The organism is Micromonospora sp. LZ34 (assembly GCF_052981855.1).
Genome location: NZ_JBRIQN010000009.1, coordinates 91,422 through 112,016 on the forward strand (window position 1 = coordinate 91,422; position 20,595 = coordinate 112,016).

General features: G+C 73.4%; 16 protein-coding genes. 14 read left to right on the forward strand and 2 right to left on the reverse strand.

Going from position 1 to position 20,595, the window contains the following annotated elements; genetic code table 11:
* Complete coding sequence (locus tag ACVCAH_RS12705; protein ID WP_447136293.1) at positions 1-2,709, reverse strand: MGH1-like glycoside hydrolase domain-containing protein; 2,709 nt, start codon at positions 2,707-2,709, stop codon at positions 1-3.
* Positions 2,710-2,751: 42 nt separating this feature from the next.
* Between ACVCAH_RS12705 and ACVCAH_RS12710 the strand changes: the two genes are divergently transcribed.
* Together ACVCAH_RS12710 and ACVCAH_RS12715 are read left to right on the forward strand one after the other, a co-directional pair.
* Positions 2,752-4,680, forward strand: a complete 1,929-nt coding sequence (locus ACVCAH_RS12710) for an amylo-alpha-1,6-glucosidase (protein ID WP_447136294.1) — start codon at positions 2,752-2,754, stop codon at positions 4,678-4,680.
* A gap of 138 nt (positions 4,681-4,818) precedes the next feature.
* On the forward strand, positions 4,819-6,150 hold the full coding sequence (locus ACVCAH_RS12715; protein ID WP_447136295.1) for a glycosyltransferase family 4 protein: 1,332 nt from the start codon (positions 4,819-4,821) through the stop codon (positions 6,148-6,150).
* Between the two features lie 77 nt (positions 6,151-6,227).
* Here the strand turns inward: ACVCAH_RS12715 and ACVCAH_RS12720 are convergent, their stop codons facing one another.
* A complete protein-coding gene (locus ACVCAH_RS12720) occupies positions 6,228-7,097 on the reverse strand; it encodes a rod shape-determining protein (protein ID WP_447136296.1) in 870 nt (289 codons plus the stop codon).
* 153 nt (positions 7,098-7,250) lie between these two features.
* Between ACVCAH_RS12720 and ACVCAH_RS12725 the strand changes: the two genes are divergently transcribed.
* From ACVCAH_RS12725 to ACVCAH_RS12780, 12 genes are all read left to right on the forward strand, one after another.
* Positions 7,251-7,457, forward strand: a complete 207-nt coding sequence (locus tag ACVCAH_RS12725; protein ID WP_447136297.1) for a hypothetical protein — start codon at positions 7,251-7,253, stop codon at positions 7,455-7,457.
* A gap of 153 nt (positions 7,458-7,610) precedes the next feature.
* Positions 7,611-8,417, forward strand: coding sequence for a rod shape-determining protein (locus ACVCAH_RS12730; RefSeq protein WP_447136298.1), 807 nt, complete (start codon positions 7,611-7,613; stop codon positions 8,415-8,417).
* A gap of 25 nt (positions 8,418-8,442) precedes the next feature.
* Entirely contained in the window at positions 8,443-8,673 is a 231-nt protein-coding gene (locus ACVCAH_RS12735; RefSeq protein WP_447136299.1) for a potassium transporter TrkA, read from the forward strand.
* Positions 8,674-8,760: 87 nt separating this feature from the next.
* Positions 8,761-10,413 carry a serine/threonine-protein kinase gene (locus tag ACVCAH_RS12740; RefSeq protein ID WP_447136300.1) on the forward strand — a complete coding sequence of 551 codons (1,653 nt, stop codon included), beginning with the start codon at positions 8,761-8,763 and terminating at the stop codon, positions 10,411-10,413.
* Positions 10,414-10,515: 102 nt separating this feature from the next.
* Complete coding sequence (locus ACVCAH_RS12745; protein ID WP_447136301.1) at positions 10,516-11,325, forward strand: metal-dependent hydrolase; 810 nt, start codon at positions 10,516-10,518, stop codon at positions 11,323-11,325.
* A complete protein-coding gene (locus tag ACVCAH_RS12750) occupies positions 11,322-12,269 on the forward strand; it encodes an amidohydrolase family protein (RefSeq protein WP_447136302.1) in 948 nt (315 codons plus the stop codon). The genes ACVCAH_RS12745 and ACVCAH_RS12750 overlap by 4 nt, the downstream gene beginning before the upstream one ends.
* Before the next feature lie 202 nt (positions 12,270-12,471).
* On the forward strand, positions 12,472-13,617 hold the full coding sequence (locus ACVCAH_RS12755) for a LacI family DNA-binding transcriptional regulator (protein WP_447136389.1): 1,146 nt from the start codon (positions 12,472-12,474) through the stop codon (positions 13,615-13,617).
* 76 nt (positions 13,618-13,693) lie between these two features.
* Positions 13,694-14,998: an ABC transporter substrate-binding protein gene (locus ACVCAH_RS12760; protein ID WP_447136303.1), complete on the forward strand. Its 1,305-nt coding sequence runs from the start codon at positions 13,694-13,696 to the stop codon at positions 14,996-14,998.
* A gap of 64 nt (positions 14,999-15,062) precedes the next feature.
* Entirely contained in the window at positions 15,063-16,034 is a 972-nt protein-coding gene (locus tag ACVCAH_RS12765; RefSeq protein WP_447136304.1) for a carbohydrate ABC transporter permease, read from the forward strand.
* A 1-nt stretch (position 16,035) separates the two neighbouring features.
* On the forward strand, positions 16,036-16,929 hold the full coding sequence (locus ACVCAH_RS12770) for a carbohydrate ABC transporter permease (protein WP_447136305.1): 894 nt from the start codon (positions 16,036-16,038) through the stop codon (positions 16,927-16,929).
* Positions 16,926-19,157, forward strand: a complete 2,232-nt coding sequence (yicI, locus tag ACVCAH_RS12775) for an alpha-xylosidase (protein WP_447136306.1) — start codon at positions 16,926-16,928, stop codon at positions 19,155-19,157. The genes ACVCAH_RS12770 and yicI overlap by 4 nt, the downstream gene beginning before the upstream one ends.
* Positions 19,154-20,563 (forward strand): GH1 family beta-glucosidase, encoded by a 1,410-nt coding sequence (locus ACVCAH_RS12780; protein ID WP_447136307.1) that lies wholly within the window; start codon positions 19,154-19,156, stop codon positions 20,561-20,563. The genes yicI and ACVCAH_RS12780 overlap by 4 nt, the downstream gene beginning before the upstream one ends.
* Positions 20,564-20,595 lie beyond the last annotated feature (32 nt).

Genomic DNA, 20,595 nt, shown 5'->3' on the forward strand with positions numbered 1-20,595 from the left:
TCAGCGGCGCAGGGTGAGGATCAGGTCGGCGACCAGCGCGGTCCAGCCGGTCTGGTGCCAGGCGCCGAGCCCCGCGCCGTTGTCGCCGTGGAAGTACTCCGGGAAGGCGATCAGGTCCCGCCAGTCGGGGTGGGTCTGGAAGAGCTGGCAGGCGCCATAGATCGGCCGGCGACCCCAGCCGTCCCGGGTGAACAGGGAGATCAGCCGGGCGGAGAGGTCGTCGGCGATCTCGTCCAGCGTCCGCTTCACGCCCGACCGCGTGGGGTACTCCACCCGCAGGTCGTCGCCGTAGAAGGCCGCGTAGTCGCGCAGCGCGCTGATCAGCAGGAAGTTGGTCGGCATCCAGATCGGCCCGCGCCAGTTGGAGTTGCCGCCGAACAGGCCGCTGGTCGACTCGGCCGGCTCGTAGCCGACGCAGAACTCCTGGCCGCCGAGGGTCACCGCGAACGGCTTGTCCAGGTGCGCGCGGGAGAGCGTGCGCAGGCCGTACTCGGAGAGGAACTCGTCGGGGTCGAGCATCCGGGCCAGCAACCGGACCACCTGCTCCGGGCCGACCATGGAGAGCAGCCGCTGCTGGCGGCCGTCCGGGCCGAGCCGGCGGGCCCCGATCACGTCGGCGTACTCCGGGCGGTTGGTGAGGAACCAGCGCAGCCGGGCGCCCAGCTCGGGCAGCCGGTGCAGGGTACGCGCGGGGAGCCGGGTGACCGCGGCCAGCGGCAGCAGCCCCACCACCGAGCGGACCTTCAGCGGCACCTTCGTGCCGTCGGTCAGCCGCAGCACGTCGTAGAAGAACGCGTCCTCGTCGTCCCAGAGCCCCTGCGAGTACGCGGCGGCCGCGATGTACGCGAAGTGCTCGAAGAACTTGGTGGCGGTGTCCACCCAGGTGCGGTCGTGCTCGGCCAGCACGATCGCTATGTCAAGCAGGTTGAGCGCGTACATGGCCATCCAGCCGGTGCCGTCGGACTGCTCCAGCACGCCGGCCACCGGCAGCGCGGCCGACCGGTCGAACGGACCGACGTTGTCCAGCCCCAGGAAGCCGCCCTCAAAGACGTTGTTGCCGCCGGTGTCCTTCCGGTTGACCCACCAGGTGAAGTTGAGCAGCAGCTTGTGCATCACCCGGGCCAGGAAGTCGTGGTCCCGGCTCCCGTCGATCTCGAAGACCTTCAGCGCCGCCCACGCGTGCACCGGCGGGTTCACATCGCCGAACGCCCACTCGTACGCGGGGATCTGCCCGTTGGGGTGCAGGTACCACTCGCGCAGCAGGAGCAGCAGCTGCTCCTTGGCGAAGCCCGGGTCGACCCGGGCGATGCTCACGCAGTGGAAGGCCAGGTCCCAGGCGGCGTACCAGGGGTACTCCCAGGGATCGGGCATGGAGATCACGTCGAAGCTGGTCATGTGCCACCAGGCGCTGTTGCGCCCGTGCCGGCGGCCGGGCGGTGGGGGCGCGGAGCCCGGATCGCCCTCCAGCCAGCGTTTGACGTCGAAGTGGTAGAACTGCTTGCCCCACATCAGCCCGGCGATGGCCTGCCGGGCGACGAGGGCCTCGTCCGGGGTGGCGGCGGCCGGGATCACCCCGGCGAAGAAGCGGTTCGCCTCCGCCCGCCGGGCCCAGACCACCGCGTCGAAGCCGTCGCCTAGGTCGGCCGGGGGCGGCGGGGTGCCGCCGGGCGGCGGGGCGGTACGGGTCAGCCGCAGCCGGATCTGTCGCTGCTCGCCGGCCGGCACGTCCAGCACGTAGTGCAGCGCGCCCTTGGTGCCCTCGCCCGCCGGGTTCACCGTCGGGGCGCCGTTGACCACGTGGTCGTTGATGCCGTCCTTCGGGTAGCGGGACCGGCCGGGCAGCCCCCAGAGCCGCTCGGCGTTGGTGTCGTTGTCGCAGAGCAGCGGGGTCGGCGCACCGTCGCCCTCCAGCAGCAGCTGGCCGAGCACCCGGTGCTCGCCGACCAGCCGGGAGCCCTCGCCGACCAGGCGGGGGATCCGGTCGCCGCCGGGCAGCCCCCACGACCAGGTGTTGCGGAACCACAGGGTGGGCAGCAGGTGCAGCCGGTCGTCCCGGTCACCCCGGTTGGCCACGGTGATCACGATGCACAGGTCGGTGGGGGACGCCTTGGCGTAGTCGACGGTCACCGCCCAGTACCGGTCGTCGTCGAAGATGCCGGTGTCGACCAGCTCGTACTCGGTGTCGTCCCGGCCGCGCAGCGCGTTCACCGCGACCAGTTCGTCGTACGGGAAGGCGGCCTGCGGGTAGTGGTAGCGCCAGCGCATCCAGGAATGGGTGGGCGTGGAGTCCTCGTACCACCAGTAGTCCTTGGCGTCCTCGCCGTGGTTGCCGCCGTCACCGCCGAGGCCGAACATCCGCTCCTTGAGGATCGGGTCGCGCCCGTTCCACAGCGCGAGGGCGAAGCAGAACGTCTGCCGGTCGTCGCAGACGCCGGCCATGCCGTCCTCGCTCCACCGGTAGGCTCGGGACCGGGCGTGGTCGTGGGGGAAGTAGTCCCACGCCGTGCCGTGTTCGCTGTAGTCCTCCCGCACCGTCCCCCACGCCCGCTCGGACAGATACGGACCCCATGCCCGCCAGTCCTGCTCCCCCGCGTCGGCCTGGGCGAGCCGGATCCGCTCGGGCTCGGGCGCGGGCGCGTTCGACAGCGGCACGTCGGTGATCACGTGCACATCTTCGACGCCGCCGGGGTACTCCACCACAGCGGCCATTCTCGTCGTGGCGTGTTACACCCCGCCGCCGGTGGAGGAAAGTTGATCGAGATTCGCTTCGGCCCGCAGGTCTGCGGGGAGCTGACCAGCGGCGCGACCCGGGAGTGGCTGGTCGCCGACGGCCTCGGCGGGTACGCCATGGGCACCGTCGCCGGGCTGCGTACCCGCCGCTACCACGGGCTGCTGGTGGTGGCCGGGGAGACGCCAGCGTCCCGGCGGGTGGGACTGGTCAGCCTGGACCCGGCCGTGCTGCTCCCCTCCGGCGCCCGGGTGCGCCTCGGCGCCCACGAGTGGGCCTCCGGGGCGGTCGACCCGCACGGCTTCGAGCTGCTGGAGCAGTTCGCCCTCGTCGACGGGGTGCCCCGGTGGCGGTGGCGGATCGGCGACGTGGTGATCGAACGGGAGCTGGCCATGCGGCACGGCCGCAGCTGCGTCGCGGTGGTGCACCGGCTGGTCGCGGGCGGCCCGGTGCGGCTGGAGCTGGCCGCGGCCTGCACCTGGCGGGACGCGCACGGCGAGCGTCGCGCCGACGGGCCGGCGCTGCGGGTGGAGCCGGTGGCCGGCGGGGCGGTGATCGAGGGCGCGTTCCGGCTCGCCGGGCCGGACTGGACCCCGGAGGGCCAGTGGTGGCTGGGCGTGCACCACGGGGAGGAGGCGGCCCGCGGCCTGCACCCGGACGAGGACCTCTGGTACGCGGGACGCTTCTCCGGCGCGCTGGACCGCCCCGGCGACACCCTGTCCGTGCTGGCCTGGGCCGGTGAGCTGACCGAGGAGCCGCCCCCGGCGACCGAGGTGGTCGCGGCCGCCCGGGCCCGCAACCGCCGGGTGGTGGCCGCCGCGCGCCCCGCCGACGACGTCGACGCCACCCTCACCCTGGCCGCCGACGCGTTCGTCATCCGCACCGGCCGGGGGCCGGACGTGGTCGCCGGGTACCCCTGGTTCGGCGCCTGGTCCCGGGACACGATGATCTCCTACGAGGGCCTCTTCCTCCGTACCGGACGGGCCGACGAGGGGCGCGAGCTGCTGCGGTCGTACGCGGCGACGCTGTCGGAGGGGATGCTCGCCAACACCGCCGACACCGGGCGGGTGGAGTACAACACCGTCGACGCCACGCTGTGGTTCCTGCACGCGGTACGCCGGCACGTCGCGGTCACCGGGGACACCGACCTCGGCGCCGAGTTGCTGCCCGCGCTGCGCGGGGTGGTCGACGCGCACGTGGCCGGCACCCGGTTCGGCATCGCCGTCGACCCGGCCGACGGGCTGCTCACCTCCGGCGCCCCGGGTGCCGCGCTGACCTGGATGGACGCCCGGGTCCACGGGGTGCCGGTCACCCCGCGCGCGGGTAAGCCGGTGGAGGTCAACGCGCTCTGGATCAACGGGCTGGCGGGCCTCGCCGAGCTGACCGAGCTGGCCGGGCGGGACGCCGGCGACCTGCGCCAGCTGCACGAGCGGGCGGTCGGCGCGTTCCGCGACCGCTTCCCGGCTCCCGCCGGCTGGCTGCACGACGTGGTCGACGCGCCCGCGCCGGCGTACCCGCTGGGCGCCGAGCGGCACGACGACGACCTGCTCCGCCCGAACCAGCTGCTGGCCTGGTCGCTGCCGTACGCCCCGCTGGAGCCGGACGCGCCGGCGCTGCGCCGGATCGCTGCCGGGCTGCTCACCCCGCTCGGCCCGCGCAGCCTCGCCCCCGACTGCCCCGGGTTCGTCGGGCGGCACCGGGGCGGGCCGGCGGAGCGGGACGGGGCGTACCACCAGGGGACCGTCTGGCCGTGGCTGCTCGGCCCGTACGTGGACGCCTGCCGGCGCGCGGACCTTCCGATCGACGACGTGTTCGTCGGCCTCGAAGCTCACCTGAGCGAGTACGGCCTGGGGTCGGTGAGCGAGACGGCCGACGCCCTGCCGCCGCACCGGGCGACCGGCTGCCCGTTCCAGGCCTGGTCCGTCGCCGAGCTGCTGCGGGTCCGCCGTTAACGGTTTACACCTCTGCAACGACCGCGTCTCCGCTGGTTAGCCGGTCACCCGCAGGATTGGATCCGATCCAGCCGCGACGACGGGCACCGGCGCAGGTGCCGGCCGGCGCGCGCCCGGAGACAACTCAAAGGGGTCCGCATGTCACCTGACGCCGACGTGATCGACATCCACCCCGCCCGGCACCAGCGCGTGCTGATGCTGTCCTGGGAGTACCCGCCGGTGCTCGTCGGCGGTCTCGGCCGCCACGTCCACGCCCTCTCCGTCGCCCTGGCCGCCGCCGGCCACCAGGTCACCGTCGTCACCCGACACGCCGACGGCGCACCTCTGGAGGAATACGCCGACGGCGTCCGCCTCATCCGCGCCGCCGAAGACCCCGTCACCTTCCCCCTCGCCACCGGATCCCTCCTGGCCTGGACCATGGCCTTCAACCACACCCTCACCCGCGCCGCCCTCCGTGTCACCGAAACCGACGACTACGACCTCATCCACGCCCACGACTGGCTCGTCGCCCACACCGCGATCACCCTCGCCGAACACCTCGACCTGCCCCTGGTCACCACCATCCACGCCACCGAGGCCGGTCGGCACCAGGGCTGGCTGCCCGAGGAGATGAACCGCACCATCCACGGCGTCGAGCACTGGCTGAGCAACGCCTCGACCCGGGTGATCGCCTGCTCGGGCTACATGCGCGAGCAGGTCACCACGCTCTTCGAGGTGCCGGCCGGGCAGGTCGACGTGGTGCCCAACGGGGTGGACGACCGGGCCTGGCGGGCCCGTCCCCGCGCGGTCGCCGCGGCCCGGGCCCGGTTCGCCGGGGACGGGCCGCTGGTCGGGTACGCCGGCCGGCTGGTCTACGAGAAGGGCGTGCAGCACCTGGTGCACGCGGTGCCGTACCTGCGCCGGCGGCACCCCGGACTACGGGTGGTGATCGCCGGCGACGGCCCGTACCGGGCGGAGTTGGAGGAGGAGACGCGGCGGCTCACGCTCGGGCCGACCGTACGCTTCACCGGCTTCCTGGACACCACCGAGCTGCCCGCGATGCTGGGCGCCACCGACGCGACCGTGGTGCCCAGCCTCTACGAGCCGTTCGGCATGGTCGCGCTGGAGGCGGCGGCGGCCGGCGCCCCGCTCGCGGTGGCCCGCACCGGCGGGCTCGCCGAGATCGTCGAGCCGGGGGTCACCGGCGTGACCTTCCCGCACAGCGACCCGGACGCCCTGGCGGACGCGGTCGACCAGCTCCTCGGCGACGAGGTCTTCGCGCGCCGGGTCGCCCGCCGGGCCCGCACCATGGTCGGCCGCCGGTACGGCTGGGCGACCATCGCGGACCGGACCGCCGGCAGCTACGCGGCGGCGCGCCGGGAGCAGGGCCCGTGGCGGGCGCGGCGCGCGGCGGCGCGGCTGGCCGGCGCCGGTCAGCGGATCGTCATCCCGGAGGGCAACCTGCTCGGCGTCGGCCACGCCGCCTGCTGAGCCGAGCACCGCCCCGTCCGCCGGCGATCGCGGGCCACCGAGCCGGCCGGCCCGCTGACCGTCGTGGCGGCGCCGGGTCACGGCTCGCCGGTTGGCCCCGTCCGGATGCTGTGGTCGGTGGTTCGTGCCGGCGGGGCACCGCCCTCGCCGGGGTGCCGGGCGGCGGCCATCGCGGCGAGGCTGGCACCGGTGAGCGCGGCGGTGTACGGCGCGGGAGCGGGTTGCACCGCGGCCCGCAGGGTCCGGGACAGCGCCGCGATCAGGTCCGGCCGCGCCGCGCCGTCACCGACCAGCACCATCCCCCGGGCCAGCGCCGCGAGCGCGGTCGGCCGCGTGGACGGCTGCTGGTGCACCTCGCGCACCAGCCGCGCGGCGATGGTGGCCAGGACGGGCACGGTGACGTGGTCCTTGATGTCGTGGGTGCCGAAATCGGCGCGCCGGGCGGCGACCAGTTGCCCGTCGCTGAGCAGTCCGATCTCGGTGACCTGCGCGCCGATGTCGGCCAGCAGCAGCGGCCCCGCGCCGGCTCCGGCGCCAATCGCCGCGGCCCGGACGGTGTCGACGAACAGCAGCCGGCGCGGCGCCAGCGCGGCGGTGAGCACCTCCCGCATGATGTGCTCGTCCGCCGGCATGGTCGACGTCGGGCGGCAGGCGACGACGAGCGGCTCCGCTCCCACCGCCGGACTGAAGCGACGCAGCAGGTGCCGCAGCGCGCTGGTGCAGGCCGGGGCGTCGACGAGGCGCCCGCGCCGCACCAGTGCCGTCCAGTGGCCGGGGCCCTCGCCGGTGGAGCTGCTGACCGTGCCGCGGTGCAGGCACCACAGCCGCAGCCGCGAGCTACCGGCGTCGACCGCCAGCAGCGCCGGCGACGCACCGAGGCGGTCCGCACCGAGTGGGCCGCGCCGGGCGCTGTGCGGCGGTCGATCGACGGCGGTCGTGGCAGGCATGCCGGCCTCACTTCCCGGACGGGGGACGACCTCCAGCTTCGGCCGGGAGCACCCGGGCGGCACCGGAGCCGGCGGGCCAACAACTGCCCTGCCACGTTGCCGACCTCCGGCAACCTTGGCCGGGCCGCGTGTGGTGCGGCTATGGTGTGCCGCATGCGAGTCCCCGAGCCGCGACGCACCGTCGAGCAGCGCACTGCGCTGCCGATGCTGGTCGTCGCCGCCGTGCTCGCGGCGGTCTGCTCGGCCGCCCGCGCGGTGGGGCTGTGCATCGTCTTCCGGCTCACGAAGCGATCGGTCCCGGGCTGCGTACCGGCGTGGTCGGCCGATCGGGCTCCGCCGCCGCGCCCCGGCATCGCCTGACGCCCCCGCCCCACCGGCCCTCGCGGCCGCTGGTCCTCGCTCCGCTGTCCGAGCTGTCGCCGCCCCCGCGCGGACCGGTTTCGGACCGCACAGCCCGCCGCCGGTGCCGACGACCTCCGGCCCGCGGCACGAATCGCCCTGAAGGGTGCCCACATGCTCACCCCCGGCGCCTACGCCCGCGAAGGGCTGCGGCAGATACTCACCATCGACCTGGGCACGGCCCACGTACGGATCTGGTCGCCCGCCCTGCGGCGGGTGGTGGAGGAACCGACGGTCGTCGCCTGGGGGCCACCGGGATCCCGGCGGGCCGTCGGCCGGGCCGCCGTCGACCTGGCGGAACGCACCGGCGCTCCGCTGGTGTGGCCGCTGCGTGCGGGCGTCGTGGACCACTTCCCCGCCTGCGTGCACCTGCTACGCGTACTCACCGTCGCCAACGGCCGGCCCTGGGCACCGCACACTCCCGTCCTGGTCGGGGTGCCCGCCACCGCCACCCTGCGGCAGCAGCACCGGCTGACCGCGGCCGTCGGGCGGGCGACCGGCGGACGGGTGACCACCGTGGAGGAGCCGCTCGCCGCGGCGCTGGCCTGCCGGGTCGACCTGGACGCCGAGGACCTGGTGGTGGTCGACATCGGCCACGGGCGCACCGAGGTCGTCCGCGTCACCGCCGGCGCGGTTACCGCCGCGGCCCGGGCCGACGGGTCGAACGACGTCGACCAGGTTCCCGCCATCGCCGCCGCCGTCCGGCGGCTCGGCGACCGCTCCGGCCGGAGCGGGCCGCGGCGGCTCCTCGTCACCGGTGGTGGGGCGGCCACGATCGGACTCGCCGCCCGGCTCGCCGCCCTCACCAACCGGGCCGTCACCATGCCCACCGACGTCCGGCTCGCCACCATCCACGGCCTCGCCCTGCTGGCGCGGGCCCGGTCGCACACCGACGGTTCGCCCGGTCAACCGGGCGACTGACCCCGCCGAGGATCTGGAGCACGCGATGAAGATCGAGACGGTGCCGCTGCCCGGGATCGGGCTGCGGCACACGTTCACCACCGAACAGGGCCGCCGGGTCGGTGTGGTCACCCACCACACCGGAGGGCTCCGCGACCTGGTCCACGACGACCCCACCGACCCGGACCGCAGCTGCGGCCTCCGGCTGACCCGGGCCGAGGCCCACGCCCTCGCCAGCCTGCTCGGCGTCCTCGACATCGTGCCCACCGGCGGCTGACGACGGCGGGTGCGCCCGCCGACGGGTCGCGGCTCCCGCTCGGGGTGGATGAGAAATCGCGCAGCGCTGACTATCGTGTGACCCGGGGTGACCGAGAGGGACGCGACCGTGCGGCAGCAGCTGATCGCGGGGCGGTACCGGCTGCTGGACCTGGTCGGGACCGGGGGGATGGGCCGGGTCTGGCTGGCCCGGGACGAGATGCTGCACCGGGACGTCGCGGTCAAGGAGATCAGGCCGCCGGCCTGGCTGACCGAATCCGAACGCGACGACTTGCGGCTGCAGACGCTCCGCGAGGCCCGCACCGCGGCCCGGCTCAACCACCCGAACGTGGTGCGGATCTACGACGTGGTCCACGACGAGGACAGCCCGTGGATCGTGATGGAGTACGTGCGGTCGCGCTCGGTGCACCAGATCCTCGCCACCGACGGGCCGCTGAGCCCACGGCGGACCGCCCGGATCGGCCTGGCGGTGCTCGCCGCGCTGCGGGCCGCGCACGCGGCCGGGGTGCTGCACCGCGACGTCAAGCCGCACAACGTGCTGGTCGCCGACGACGGCCGGGTGGTGCTGACCGACTTCGGGCTGGCCACCTTCGCCGGCGGGGACGGCACGATGACCGGGCCGGGCATGGTGCTCGGCTCACCGCAGTTCGTCGCCCCGGAACGGGCCCGGGACGGCATCTCCGACCCGCGTACCGACCTCTGGTCGCTCGGCGCGACCCTCTACGCGGCCGTCGAGGGGCGGGCGCCGTACGCCCGGCCGAACGCGATGGCGACGTTGAGTGCGCTGGCCACCGAACCGCCGGACCCGATGCGCCGGGTGCTGCGCCCGGTCCTCACCGGACTGTTGCAACGGGACCCGTGGCGGCGGCTGACCGCCGTCGAGGCCGAGCCGCTGCTGCGCGCCGCCGCCGCGGACCTGGACCGGCCGGCCACCCCGCCGTCACCGGCGACTCCGCCGCAGCCCGCCGCCGACGTGCCGGGCGCGGCGCACGGCGACCGCCGCGCACCCGCGGCTGCCCGGGCGGACCCGACCGGACGGCGGGCGGGAGCGTCGCGGCGGGCACGGGCGGCACGGCGGGCCCGGCTGCGGCGGCTGGTCGCGGTGGGGGCCGTCGCCGCGCTGCTCGCCACGGCGGGGGTCGCGCTCAGCCTGGCCGGGCGGACCGACGAGCCGCTGACCGCCCCGTCCGGCTCCGGCGCCACCGCCGGTCCCCGGCCGGCCGCGTTCGCCTGCGCCGCGGCGCCACCGTCCGGGGCCTCGCCGGTGCCGTCGGTGCCCGCGCCGGCCGGCGCGTACCGGCTGGTGGCCAACTGGACGTGGCATGTGGACCCGGCCGGCTACCGGATCGCCGCACCGGTGGCCTGGCTGCACTGGACCGACGGCGCGGCGACCTGCTTCCGGGAACCGGGCGGGGCGCGGGTGCTCGGCGTGGAGGCCGGTCCCCGGCGCGCCGACCCGGTCGGCTGGTGGCGGGCGGAGGAGCGGCGGCTCACCGGGGGCGGGTCGCTCCCCGGCTACCAGCGGTACGACATCGCGGCGCTGGACATGTTCCAGGGCGCCGCGATCTGGGAGTGCGCCTGGATCAGCGCGGCCGGCGAGCGGGTGCACACCGGGCGGCTGCTGGCCAACGTCTCCGCCGACCGCGCGTACACCGTCTCGTGGCTGACAAAGGAGTTCGACTGGCAGGTCAACACGGCATACTTTGCGATGATCCGGCAGAGCTTCACCCCCCTGCCCTGACACCATCCCCTGTGGACCGTCCAGGTGATGCCCCTGCGGCGCGGGCTCTGACTAGAGTGGCGTAGCTTGGGCGCTCAAGATCCCTGGGGAGGGTGAGCCGAGATGATGGGACCGTCCCACGCGCTGTCCGGCGCGGCGGTGTGGCTGGCCGGGTCGTGGGCGCTGGACCAGTTCGCCGACTACCACCAGTCCCCGCTCGCGCTCGCGGTCGGCACCGCGGTCTGCGCCGGTGGCGCGCTCTTCCCCGACCTCGACCTGTCCGGCAAGGTCACCCGCAACCAGGGCGGCGCCACCGTGGCCCGCACCTTCGGGGTGTTCTCGCTGTTCATCGCCGAGGTGATGGAGAAGATCTCGCTCGGGGTCTACTACGCCACCAAGCTCAGCCGCGACCCGCGCCGCAGCAACGGCCACCGGACGCTGACCCACACCATCCCGTTCACCCTGCTGGTCGGCTGGGGCACCACCGCGCTCTGCGCCGCGTACGGCAAGTGGGCGGTGATCGGCATCCTGTTCTTCATGATCGGGCTGGCGCTGCGCGGGCTCTTCGACGAGTGGGCCGAGCGGGCCGGCTGGGTGATCGTGACCCTGGTGTCGGCCGGCGCGGCCTGGTTCGTCGCCGCCAACCTTCCCGGCGGCCGCGGCTATCCGCTGATCGGCACCGCCGTCGGGGTGGGCTGCTTCGTGCACATCCTCGGCGACATGATCACCAAGGCCGGAGTGCCCATCCTCTGGCCCATCCCGATCAAACGTCGGATGTGGATGATGGTCGGCCTGCCGAACAGCATCGCGCTGCGGGCCGGCAGCAAGACCGAGGTGATCGTGGTCCGCGCCGCGCTGACCGTGATCGCGGTGCTCGCCGCCGTCGGACTGGTCGCGCCGTCGGTGCTGCACCGCTTCGACATCCAGGTATGACCGACCGGCCCGCCCCCGCCGACCCCGCGTCCGGGGCCGACGACGCCGAGGTGCCGCTGTCCGGGGCCGACGACGCCGAGGTGCCGGCGTTCTGGCGCCGGCTCGGCCTGCCCGGGCTGGCGGACGTGCACGTGCACTTCCTGCCGCCCCGGCTGCTGCGCCGGGTGTGGGCCTACTTCGACGCGGCCGGGCCGCTGGTGGGCACCGAGTGGCCGATCCGGTACCGGTGGAGCGACGCCGAACGGGTGGCGCACCTGCGCCGCCTCGGCGTCCGGGCGTTCAGCGCGCTGGCGTACGCCCACAAGCCCGGCATGGCGGCGGAGCTGAACCGCTGGACGCTCGACTTCGCCCGGGCCACCCCGGGCTGCCTGCCCTCGGCGACCTTCTTCCCGGAGCCGGCCGCCGAACGGTACGTCACCGACGCGCTGGACGCCGGCGCCCGGGTGTTCAAGGTGCACGTCCAGGTCGGCGGGTTCGCGCCGACCGACCCAGCGCTGGACCCGGTCTGGGGGCTGCTCGCCGACGCCGGGGTGCCGGTCGTGGTGCACGCCGGGCACGCCCCGGTCGGCACCGCGCACACCGGCCCGGACCCGTTCGCCGCGGTGCTGGCCCGCCACCCCCGGCTCACCGCGGTGGTGGCGCACCTGGGCGCGCCGGACTACCGGGCCTTCCTGGACCTGGCCGAGGCCCACGAGCGGGTCCGGTTGGACACCACCATGGCCTTCACCTCGTTCTTCGACCGGTTCGTCCCCTTCCCCGCCGACGAGCTGCCCCGGCTGCGCGAGCTGGGGCTGGCCGGCAAGGTGCTGCTGGGCAGCGACTTCCCGAACATCCCCTACCCGTACGCCGAGCAGCTCGCCGGCCTGGTCCGGCTCGACCTCGGCGACGACTGGCTGCGCGCGGTCTGCTGGCACAACGCCGCCACCCTGTTCGACCTGCACTGAACACCCCGGCGACGCCCTGGGCGGCCCGGCAGCCGCCCGACCCGCCCCGTCGGCCGGCTCGCCCGGACGTCTGCTCGACATCGGCTATTGACGGCCCCGTAACACGTGCCCTACCGTCTGTCGAAACGGTTAGTCGAAACGTTTCGACAACCGCCCCGGGAGCGGTCCCACTGCTGGCCAGAGGAGGTGCGCGGTGGCCACCATGCACGACGTCGCCCGCCTCGCCCGGGTCTCGGTCAGCACCGTGTCGTACGTGCTCACCGGCACCCGGCCGATCTCGCAGGCCACCCGGGACAAGGTGCTCGCCGCCATGGCGGAGCTCGACTACCAGCCGAACGCGATGGCCCGCGGCCTGGCCAGCCGGCGCAGCCGGATCCTCGGCCTGCTCATGCCGATGGACGAGCGCGGGCTGGGCGCCACCGAGACCGCCTTCGTCACCGGGGCGGCCGCCGCCGCCAGCGCCGCCGGCTACCACCTGGTGCTCTCCCCGGTGGGCGTGGGCGAGCTCGACGACCTGCGCCGGCTGGCGAGCCAGCGGATGATCGACGGCGCGGTGCTGATGGAGGTGCAGGTCGAGGACGGGCGGGTGGCCGCCCTTCAGGAGGCCGGCGTACCCCTGGTGCTGATCGGCCGCACCGGCGACACCACCGGCCTGTCGTACGTCGACATCGACTTCGACCAGACCGTCCGCGAGGCCGTCGACCACCTCGTCGGCCTCGGCCACCGCCGGATCGTCTACGTGAACCACTCGGCCGCCACCATCGCGGCCGGCTACGGCCCGGCGGTGCGCACCCGGGACACGTTCGTCGCGGCGATGGCCGGCCACGGCCTGGAGCCCGTGATGATTCCCGCCGAGGACAGCGCCGCCGGCGGACGGGCCGCGCTGACCACGGCCCTCGCGCAGGCACCCGACCTGACCGCCCTGCTGGCGATGAACGAGAACGCCGTCTTCGGCATCCTCGGCGAGCTGGCCACCCGGGGCCTCGCGGTGCCCGACGACGTCTCGGTGGTCTCGATGGTCACCTCACCCCAGGTGGCCGAGCTGGCCACCCCAGCCCTGACCGCGATGACCTCGCCCGGCTCGGCGCTCGGGCGGATGGCGGTCGAGGCGCTGCTGCGCCAGCTGGAGGGGGCCGGCGACCGGCACCAGCAGCTGCTGCCGTGTGCGCTGGAGATCCGCGGCTCGACCGGCCCGGTCGCCCGGCCGGCCACGCTGACCGCCACCGTCACGCGCGGCGGCGACGGCGCGACGGCCACCGCGGCCACCGCGGCCACCGGCGACATCCCGGCCGCCGCGACCGGCCGCGACCGCATCGACCCGACCGGCTCCGGCCCGCCGGGCACGTGACAACGGCCCGCCGCCGCGCTGCCACGCGACGACGGGCCAGGTAAGTACCGGCTCGATACTCACCAGGAGGATAGCAATGGGGCGATTCCGCAAGCTGGTCGTCGCCGTCGCGCTGGCCGCGACCGCGACCACGACGGTGGCCGCGTGCGGCGGCGACGCGGGGGGCGACGGCGGCGACGCCAAGACCCTCAAGCTCTGGCACTACGAGAGCGCGAACAGCGCGATGGGCGTCGCCTGGGACCGGGCGATCCAGATCTTCAAGGACGAGCACCCGGGCGTCGAGGTGCAGTTCGAGCGCAAGGCGTTCGAGCAGATCCAGCAGAACGCCGGCATGATCATCAACTCGTCCGAGGGCCCGGACGTCATGGAGTACAACAAGGGCAACGCGACCGCCGGCCTGCTGTCCTCCCAGGGGCTGCTCACCGACCTGAGCGACGAGGCCACCAAGCGCGGCTGGGACAAGGCGCTCAGCCCGAGCCTGCAGACCACCGCCCGCTACAGCGACAAGGGCGTGATGGGCTCGGGCAACTGGTACGGCGTGCCGAACTACGGCGAGTACGTGACGGTCTACTACAACAAGGACCTCTTCGACAGGCACGGCGTCAAGGTGCCGACGACGCTGGCCGAGCTGACCGCCGCGATGGACACCTTCGTCGGCAAGGGCGTCACGCCGCTGGCCGAGGCGGGCGCCGAGTACCCGGCCGGGCAGCTCTTCTACCAGCTCGCGCTGGCCAAGGCCGACCGGCAGTTCGTCAACGACTACCAGCTCTACCAGAACCCGGTGGACTTCCACGCCGACCCGCTGAAGTACGGCGCGGACACCTTCGCCGATTGGGTGAAGAAGGGCTACGTCGCCAAGGACTCCGCGAGCCTGAAGGCCGAGGACATGGGCACCGCCTTCATCTCCGGCAAGGCCCCGATGATCGTCTCCGGCAGCTGGTGGTACGGCCGGTTCAAGAGCGAGATCAAGTTCAACTGGGACACCTTCCTGTTCCCCGGCAACACCCTCCAGGCCGGCTCGTCGGGCAACCTCTGGGTGGTCCCCGCGAACAGCAAGGCCAAGTCCCTGGCGTACGACTTCATCGACATCACGCTCCGTCCGGAGATCCAGGCGCTGATCGGCAACAACGGAGGCGTGCCGGTGGCCGCCGACCCGTCGAAGATCAGTGACCCGCGGGACCGCAAGCTGATCGAGAACTTCAACACGATCAGCCAGCAGGACGGCCTCGCCTTCTACCCGGACTGGCCGGTGCCCGGCTACTACGACGTGCTGGTCTCCGGGTTCCAGGGGCTGATTAACGGGTCCAAGTCTCCGGACCAGGTGCTCGACGCGATCGCCAAGCCGTACGCGGACGGCGTCAAGGAGATCACCGGCAAGTGACACGGCAAGGGGTGGACGCGTCCGGTCACGGCCGGCGCGTCCGCCCCGCCGGGAAGGATCTCCCATGGCACTCCCCCAGACCCTGGCCGGCCCGCAACGGCCCGCCACGCCACCCGAGCGGCCCGCGACCCGCCGGAAGCGCCGCGGCAGCCGCGCCGGATACTGGCTCTACCTGCTCCCCGGCGCGGTGCTCTTCCTGCTCGTCATCGGCGCGCCGCTGGTCGGCACCATCTACTTCTCGCTGACCAAGTGGTCCGGCATCGGCGACCCGACCTTCGTCGGCCTGGACAACTACCGCCACCTCCTGCAGGACGAGGTGTTCTGGACATCGTTCAAGAACACCCTCGCGATGATCGTCGCCATGGTGGTGGTGCCCACCGTGGTCGGGCTGGTGCTCGCCGCCGTGCTCTTCGACGTCATCGGGCGCAAGTTCCGGCCCCGCACCGCCGCGGCGCTGCGCGCCGCCTTCTACCTGCCGCAGGTGCTGCCGGTCGTGGTGGCCGGCATCGTCTGGGGCTGGATCCTGCGCCCCGACGGCGCGTTCAACGGCCTGCTCGACGCGATCGGCCTCGGCGCGCTGCGCCACGACTGGCTCGGTGACCCGGACACCGCCCTGCCCAGCGTGATGGCGGTGATGATCTGGGTGCAGATCGGCTACCCGGTGGTCGTCTTCATGGCGGCGCTGCAGCGGGTCGATCCCGAGCTGTACGAGGCGGCCGAGGTCGACGGCGCCGGCTGGTTCCACCGGTTCCGGGCCATCACCCTGGCGCAGATCCGGCCGGAGACCTTCGTGGTGGCCCTGACCTGCACGATCGCGGCACTGAAGGTGTTCGGCCCGGTGTTCGCGCTGACCCGGGGCGGGCCGGAGAACACCACCAACGTGCCGTCGTACTTCGCCTACTACACCTTCTTCAAGAAGCTCCAGGTCGGCTACGGCTCCGCGATCTCCACCGTGCTCACCCTGATCATCATCGTGGTGGCCGTGGTGTTCATCTGGATGCAGTACCGCAGCGAGCGCCAGGACCGGGGGGTCTGACATGGCCGTCACGCTCACTCCGGCCGAGCCCGCGGTGACGCCGCGCCGGCCGCGGCCGGCCCGCGACCGGCACCACCGCGGCGCGAGCCGCTGGATCATCCTCGCCCTGGTCACCCTCGGCGCCCTCGCCATGCTGGTGCCGTTCGCGTTCATGCTGCTCAACGCGTTCAAATCGCCCGGCGACTACTCGACGGGCGGCCCGCTGAGCTGGCCGTCGGAGTTCTACACCAACGGCCTGCGGACGTACTGGACCGAGGTTAACTTCCCGCTCAAGCTCTGGAACTCGACGCTCATCGCGGGCTCCGTCGCGGTGCTCGGCGTCGTCGTGTCGCTGCTCAACGCGTACGCCCTGGGCATCGGCCGGGTCCGCGGGCGGCTCTGGATCGTGGGGCTCTTCCTGCTGGCCAACATGCTGCCGCAGGAGGCGCTGATCTACCCGCTGTACTACGCCGCGAAGCAGGTCGGCCTCTACAACACCCAACTGTCGGTGATCATCATCTTCACCGTGATCCAGAGCGCGTTCGGCACCTACCTGCTCGCCTCGGTACTCGGCACGTTCCCCCGCTCGCTGCTGGAAGCGGCGGCGCTGGACGGCGCGGGCAGGTGGACGATCCTGTGGCGGGTGGTCTTCCCCAACCTGCGGCCCACGCTCGCGGTGCTGCTGATCTTCTTCTTCATCTGGACGTGGAACGAGTTCCTCATCCCGCTGGTCATGCTCATCGACAACCAGACGCAGACCATCCCGGTCGCGCTCGCGTCGTTGCAGGGCGACCGGTTGATGGACGCTCCGACCACCAACGCCGGCGCGCTGATCAGCCTCCTCCCGGCCATCCTCTTCTTCCTCATCTTCCAGCGCACCCTCTCGCGCGGCATCACGGCAGGAGCCGAGAAGTGAAGTTCACCGACGGGTACTGGCAACTGCGACCGGGGGTCACCGTGCTGCGCCCCGGCACGGTCGAGTCGGTGGAGCCGGACGACCGTGGGTTCACCGTCTTCGCCCCCACCGGCCGGACCGCCGGCCGCGGCGGCACCCTCAACCGGCCGGTCGTCACCGCCCGGTTCTTCTCCCCCGCCCCCGGGGTCGTCGGCGTGACCATCGCCCACCACCTGGGCGGGACCCCGAAGCTCCCCGCGTTCGAACTGGCCGGCGGCGACGAGCACCCGGTCACCGTCGACGTCACCGGCATCACCGCCACGCTGACCACCGGCGAACTCACCGCTCGGGTCGCGCTGATCGACGGGTGGCGGGTCGACTTCCTGCACGGCGACCGCCTGCTCACCTCGTCCACCGAACGCAGCGTCGGCATCGTCACCGACGCCGAGGGCCGCGAGCACGTGCACGAGCGGTTGGGCCTCGACGTCGGCGAAACGGTGTACGGGCTGGGCGAGCGGTTCGGCGCGTTCGTCAAGAACGGCCAGACGGTCGACATCTGGAACGCCGACGGTGGCACCGCCAGCGAGCAGGCGTACAAGAACGTGCCGTTCTACCTGAGCAACCGCGGCTACGGCGTGTTCGTCGACCACCCCGAGCACGTCTCGTTCGAGATCGGCTCCGAGGTGGTGTCGCAGAACCAGTTCAGCGTCGAGGGACAGACGCTCACCTACTACCTCATCGACGGGCCCACCCCGAAGGACGTGCTGCGGCGCTACACCGCCCTGACCGGGCGACCCGCGCGGGTGCCGGCCTGGTCGTACGGGCTGTGGCTGTCCACGTCGTTCACCACCGCGTACGACGAGAAGACCGTCACCGAGTTCATCGACGGGATGGCGGAGCGGGACCTCCCGCTGTCGGTGTTCCACTTCGACTGCTTCTGGATGCGGCAGTACCACTGGGTCGACTTCGTCTGGGACCCGGCCACCTTCCCCGACCCCGAGGGCATGCTGCGCCGGCTGCACGAACGCGACCTCAAGGTGTGCGTGTGGATCAACCCGTACATCGCCCAGCGGTCGTACCTGTTCGAGGAGGGCCGACGCGCCGGCTACCTGGTGCGCCGGCCCGACGGGTCGGTCTGGCAGTGGGACAAGTGGCAGGCCGGCATGGCGCTGGTGGACTTCACCAACCCGGACGCCGTCGCCTGGTACACCGGGAAGCTCAAGGCGTTGCTCGACATGGGCGTCGACTGCTTCAAGACCGACTTCGGCGAGCGCATCCCGACCGACGTGGTCTGGCACGACGGGTCGGACCCGCAGCGGATGCACAACTACTACACCCACCTCTACAACCGCGCGGTCTTCGAACTGCTGGAGGCCGAGCGCGGGGAGGGCGAGGCGGTGCTGTTCGCCCGGTCGGCCACGGCCGGCGGGCAGCAGTTCCCCGTGCACTGGGGCGGCGACTGCGAGTCGACGTTCGTGTCCATGGCCGAGTCACTGCGCGGTGGGCTGTCGCTCGCCGCTTCCGGCTTCGGCTACTGGAGCCACGACATCGGCGGCTTCGAGGGCACCCCGGACCCGGCGGTGTTCAAGCGGTGGATCGCCTTCGGGCTGCTCTCCTCGCACTCCCGGCTGCACGGCTCCGGCTCCTACCGGGTTCCGTGGGCCTTCGACGACGAGGCGGTCGACGTGCTGCGGCACTTCACCCGGCTCAAGCTGAGCCTCATGCCGTACCTGGCGGCGGTCGCCGAGGAGGCGCACCGCTACGGCGTGCCCATGATGCGCCCGATGGTGGTCGAATTCCCGGACGACCCGACCGCCACCTACCTCGACCGGCAGTACATGCTCGGCCCCGACGTGCTGGTGGCGCCCGTGATGAACGCCGACGGGCAGGTGACCTTCTACGTGCCGGCCGGCACCTGGACGCACCTGGTGACCGGCGCGCAGCTCACCGGGCCGGCCTGGGTGACCGAGAAGCACGGGTTCGACAGCCTGCCCGTGCTGGCCCGACCGGGCGCGGTGATCCCGTTCGGCGCCCGCACCGACCGACCGGACTACGAGTGGGCCGACGGCGTGCGGTTGCGGCTCTACGCCCCGGCCGAGGGGCAGCGGACCCGGGTGCGGGTGCCGTCGCCGGGAGAGGGGCGCGGCGCCGAGTTCGAGGTGCGCTACGACAGCGGGACGGCCACCGCCGAGCTGGTGGCGGGCGCCTCGACGGCGTACGACTGCGAGGTACAGGGGGTGCGGCGATGACGGAACACATCTTCCCGGAGGGCTTCGTCTGGGGTTCGGCCACGGCCGCGTACCAGATCGAGGGTGCGGCCACCGAGGGTGGCCGGGGGCGGTCCATCTGGGACACGTACAGCCACACCCCCGGCCGTACGTACAACGGCGACACCGGCGACGTGGCGGCGGACCACTACCACCGCTGGCCGGAGGACCTCGGGCACATCGCCGACCTCGGCCTCGGCGCGTACCGGTTCTCGATCTCCTGGCCCCGGGTGCAGCCGGGCGGCTCCGGCGCGTTCAACCGGGCCGGCCTGGACTTCTACTCCCGGCTGGTGGACGGGCTGCTGGAGCGCGGGGTGCGGCCGGTGGCCACGATGTACCACTGGGACCTGCCGCAGGAACTGGAGGACGCCGGCGGATGGGCGGCGCGGGACACCGCGCTGCGGTTCCAGGAGTACGCCGCCGGGATCGTCGAGGCGCTGGGCGACCGGGTGCACACCTGGACCACGCTGAACGAGCCGTGGTGCTCGGCGTTCCTCGGCTACGCCTCGGGGGTGCACGCGCCCGGCCGTACCGAGCCGGCGGCGGCGCTGGCTGCGGTGCACCACCTCAACCTCGCGCACGGCCTGGCCGGCCGGGTGGTCCGGGAGCTGGCCCCGGCAGCCGAGCTGTCGGTGACGCTGAACCTGCACGTCGTCCGCCCGGCGTCGGACTCGGCCGCGGACCGGGACGCGGTACGGCGCATCGACGCGCTGGCCAACCGGGCGTTCCTCGGCCCGATGCTGGACGGGGCCTACCCGGCCGACCTGCTCGCCGACACCGCGCCGGTCACCGACTGGTCGTTCGTCCGCGACGGCGACGAGAAGCTGATCGGAGTGCCGCTGGACGTGCTCGGGGTCAACTACTACTCGAGCACACTGGTCCGGGCCTGGGACGGGGTGTCGCCCCGGTCGGACGCGGACGGGCACGGCGCGTCCGCGCACTCGCCCTGGGTGGCCGCCGACGACGTCGACTTCCTGCCGCAGCCCGGCCCGCACACCGCGATGGGCTGGAACATCGATCCGGCCGCCCTGACCGAGCTGCTGCTCCGCCTGCACCGGGAGTACCCGGGCCAGCCACTGATGATCACCGAGAACGGCGCGGCCTTCGACGACGTGGTGGCGCCCGACGGCCGGATCCACGACGACCGGCGGATCGACTACCTGCGCCGGCACATCGGCGCGACGGCCGAGGCCCGAGCGGCGGGCGTGGACGTGCGGGGCTACTTCGTCTGGTCGCTGCTGGACAACTTCGAGTGGGGGTACGGCTACGACCGCCGCTTCGGGATCATCCGCGTCGACTACGACACCCAGGTCCGCACCTGGAAGGAGAGCGCGCACTGGTACCGCCGCCTGGTTGCCAGCGGCCGGCTGGACCAGCCGGCGGAGTGAGCGACCGCCGCTGAGGTTCCGCCGGCGGACGC

Bases quoted from the DNA above. Each gene is read 5' to 3' on its own strand.
- ACVCAH_RS12705 (WP_447136293.1), bottom strand. From the start codon at position 2,709: ATGGCCGCTGTGGTGGAGTACCCCGGCGGCGTCGAAGATGTGCACGTG.
- ACVCAH_RS12715 (WP_447136295.1), top strand. From the start codon at position 4,819: ATGTCACCTGACGCCGACGTGATCGACATCCACCCCGCCCGGCACCAG.
- ACVCAH_RS12720 (WP_447136296.1), bottom strand. From the start codon at position 7,097: ATGCCTGCCACGACCGCCGTCGATCGACCGCCGCACAGCGCCCGGCGC.
- ACVCAH_RS12725 (WP_447136297.1), top strand. From the start codon at position 7,251: ATGCGAGTCCCCGAGCCGCGACGCACCGTCGAGCAGCGCACTGCGCTG.
- ACVCAH_RS12730 (WP_447136298.1), top strand. From the start codon at position 7,611: ATGCTCACCCCCGGCGCCTACGCCCGCGAAGGGCTGCGGCAGATACTC.
- ACVCAH_RS12735 (WP_447136299.1), top strand. From the start codon at position 8,443: ATGAAGATCGAGACGGTGCCGCTGCCCGGGATCGGGCTGCGGCACACG.
- ACVCAH_RS12745 (WP_447136301.1), top strand. From the start codon at position 10,516: ATGATGGGACCGTCCCACGCGCTGTCCGGCGCGGCGGTGTGGCTGGCC.
- ACVCAH_RS12750 (WP_447136302.1), top strand. From the start codon at position 11,322: ATGACCGACCGGCCCGCCCCCGCCGACCCCGCGTCCGGGGCCGACGAC.
- ACVCAH_RS12755 (WP_447136389.1), top strand. From the start codon at position 12,472: ATGCACGACGTCGCCCGCCTCGCCCGGGTCTCGGTCAGCACCGTGTCG.
- ACVCAH_RS12760 (WP_447136303.1), top strand. From the start codon at position 13,694: ATGGGGCGATTCCGCAAGCTGGTCGTCGCCGTCGCGCTGGCCGCGACC.
- ACVCAH_RS12765 (WP_447136304.1), top strand. From the start codon at position 15,063: ATGGCACTCCCCCAGACCCTGGCCGGCCCGCAACGGCCCGCCACGCCA.
- ACVCAH_RS12770 (WP_447136305.1), top strand. From the start codon at position 16,036: ATGGCCGTCACGCTCACTCCGGCCGAGCCCGCGGTGACGCCGCGCCGG.
- ACVCAH_RS12780 (WP_447136307.1), top strand. From the start codon at position 19,154: ATGACGGAACACATCTTCCCGGAGGGCTTCGTCTGGGGTTCGGCCACG.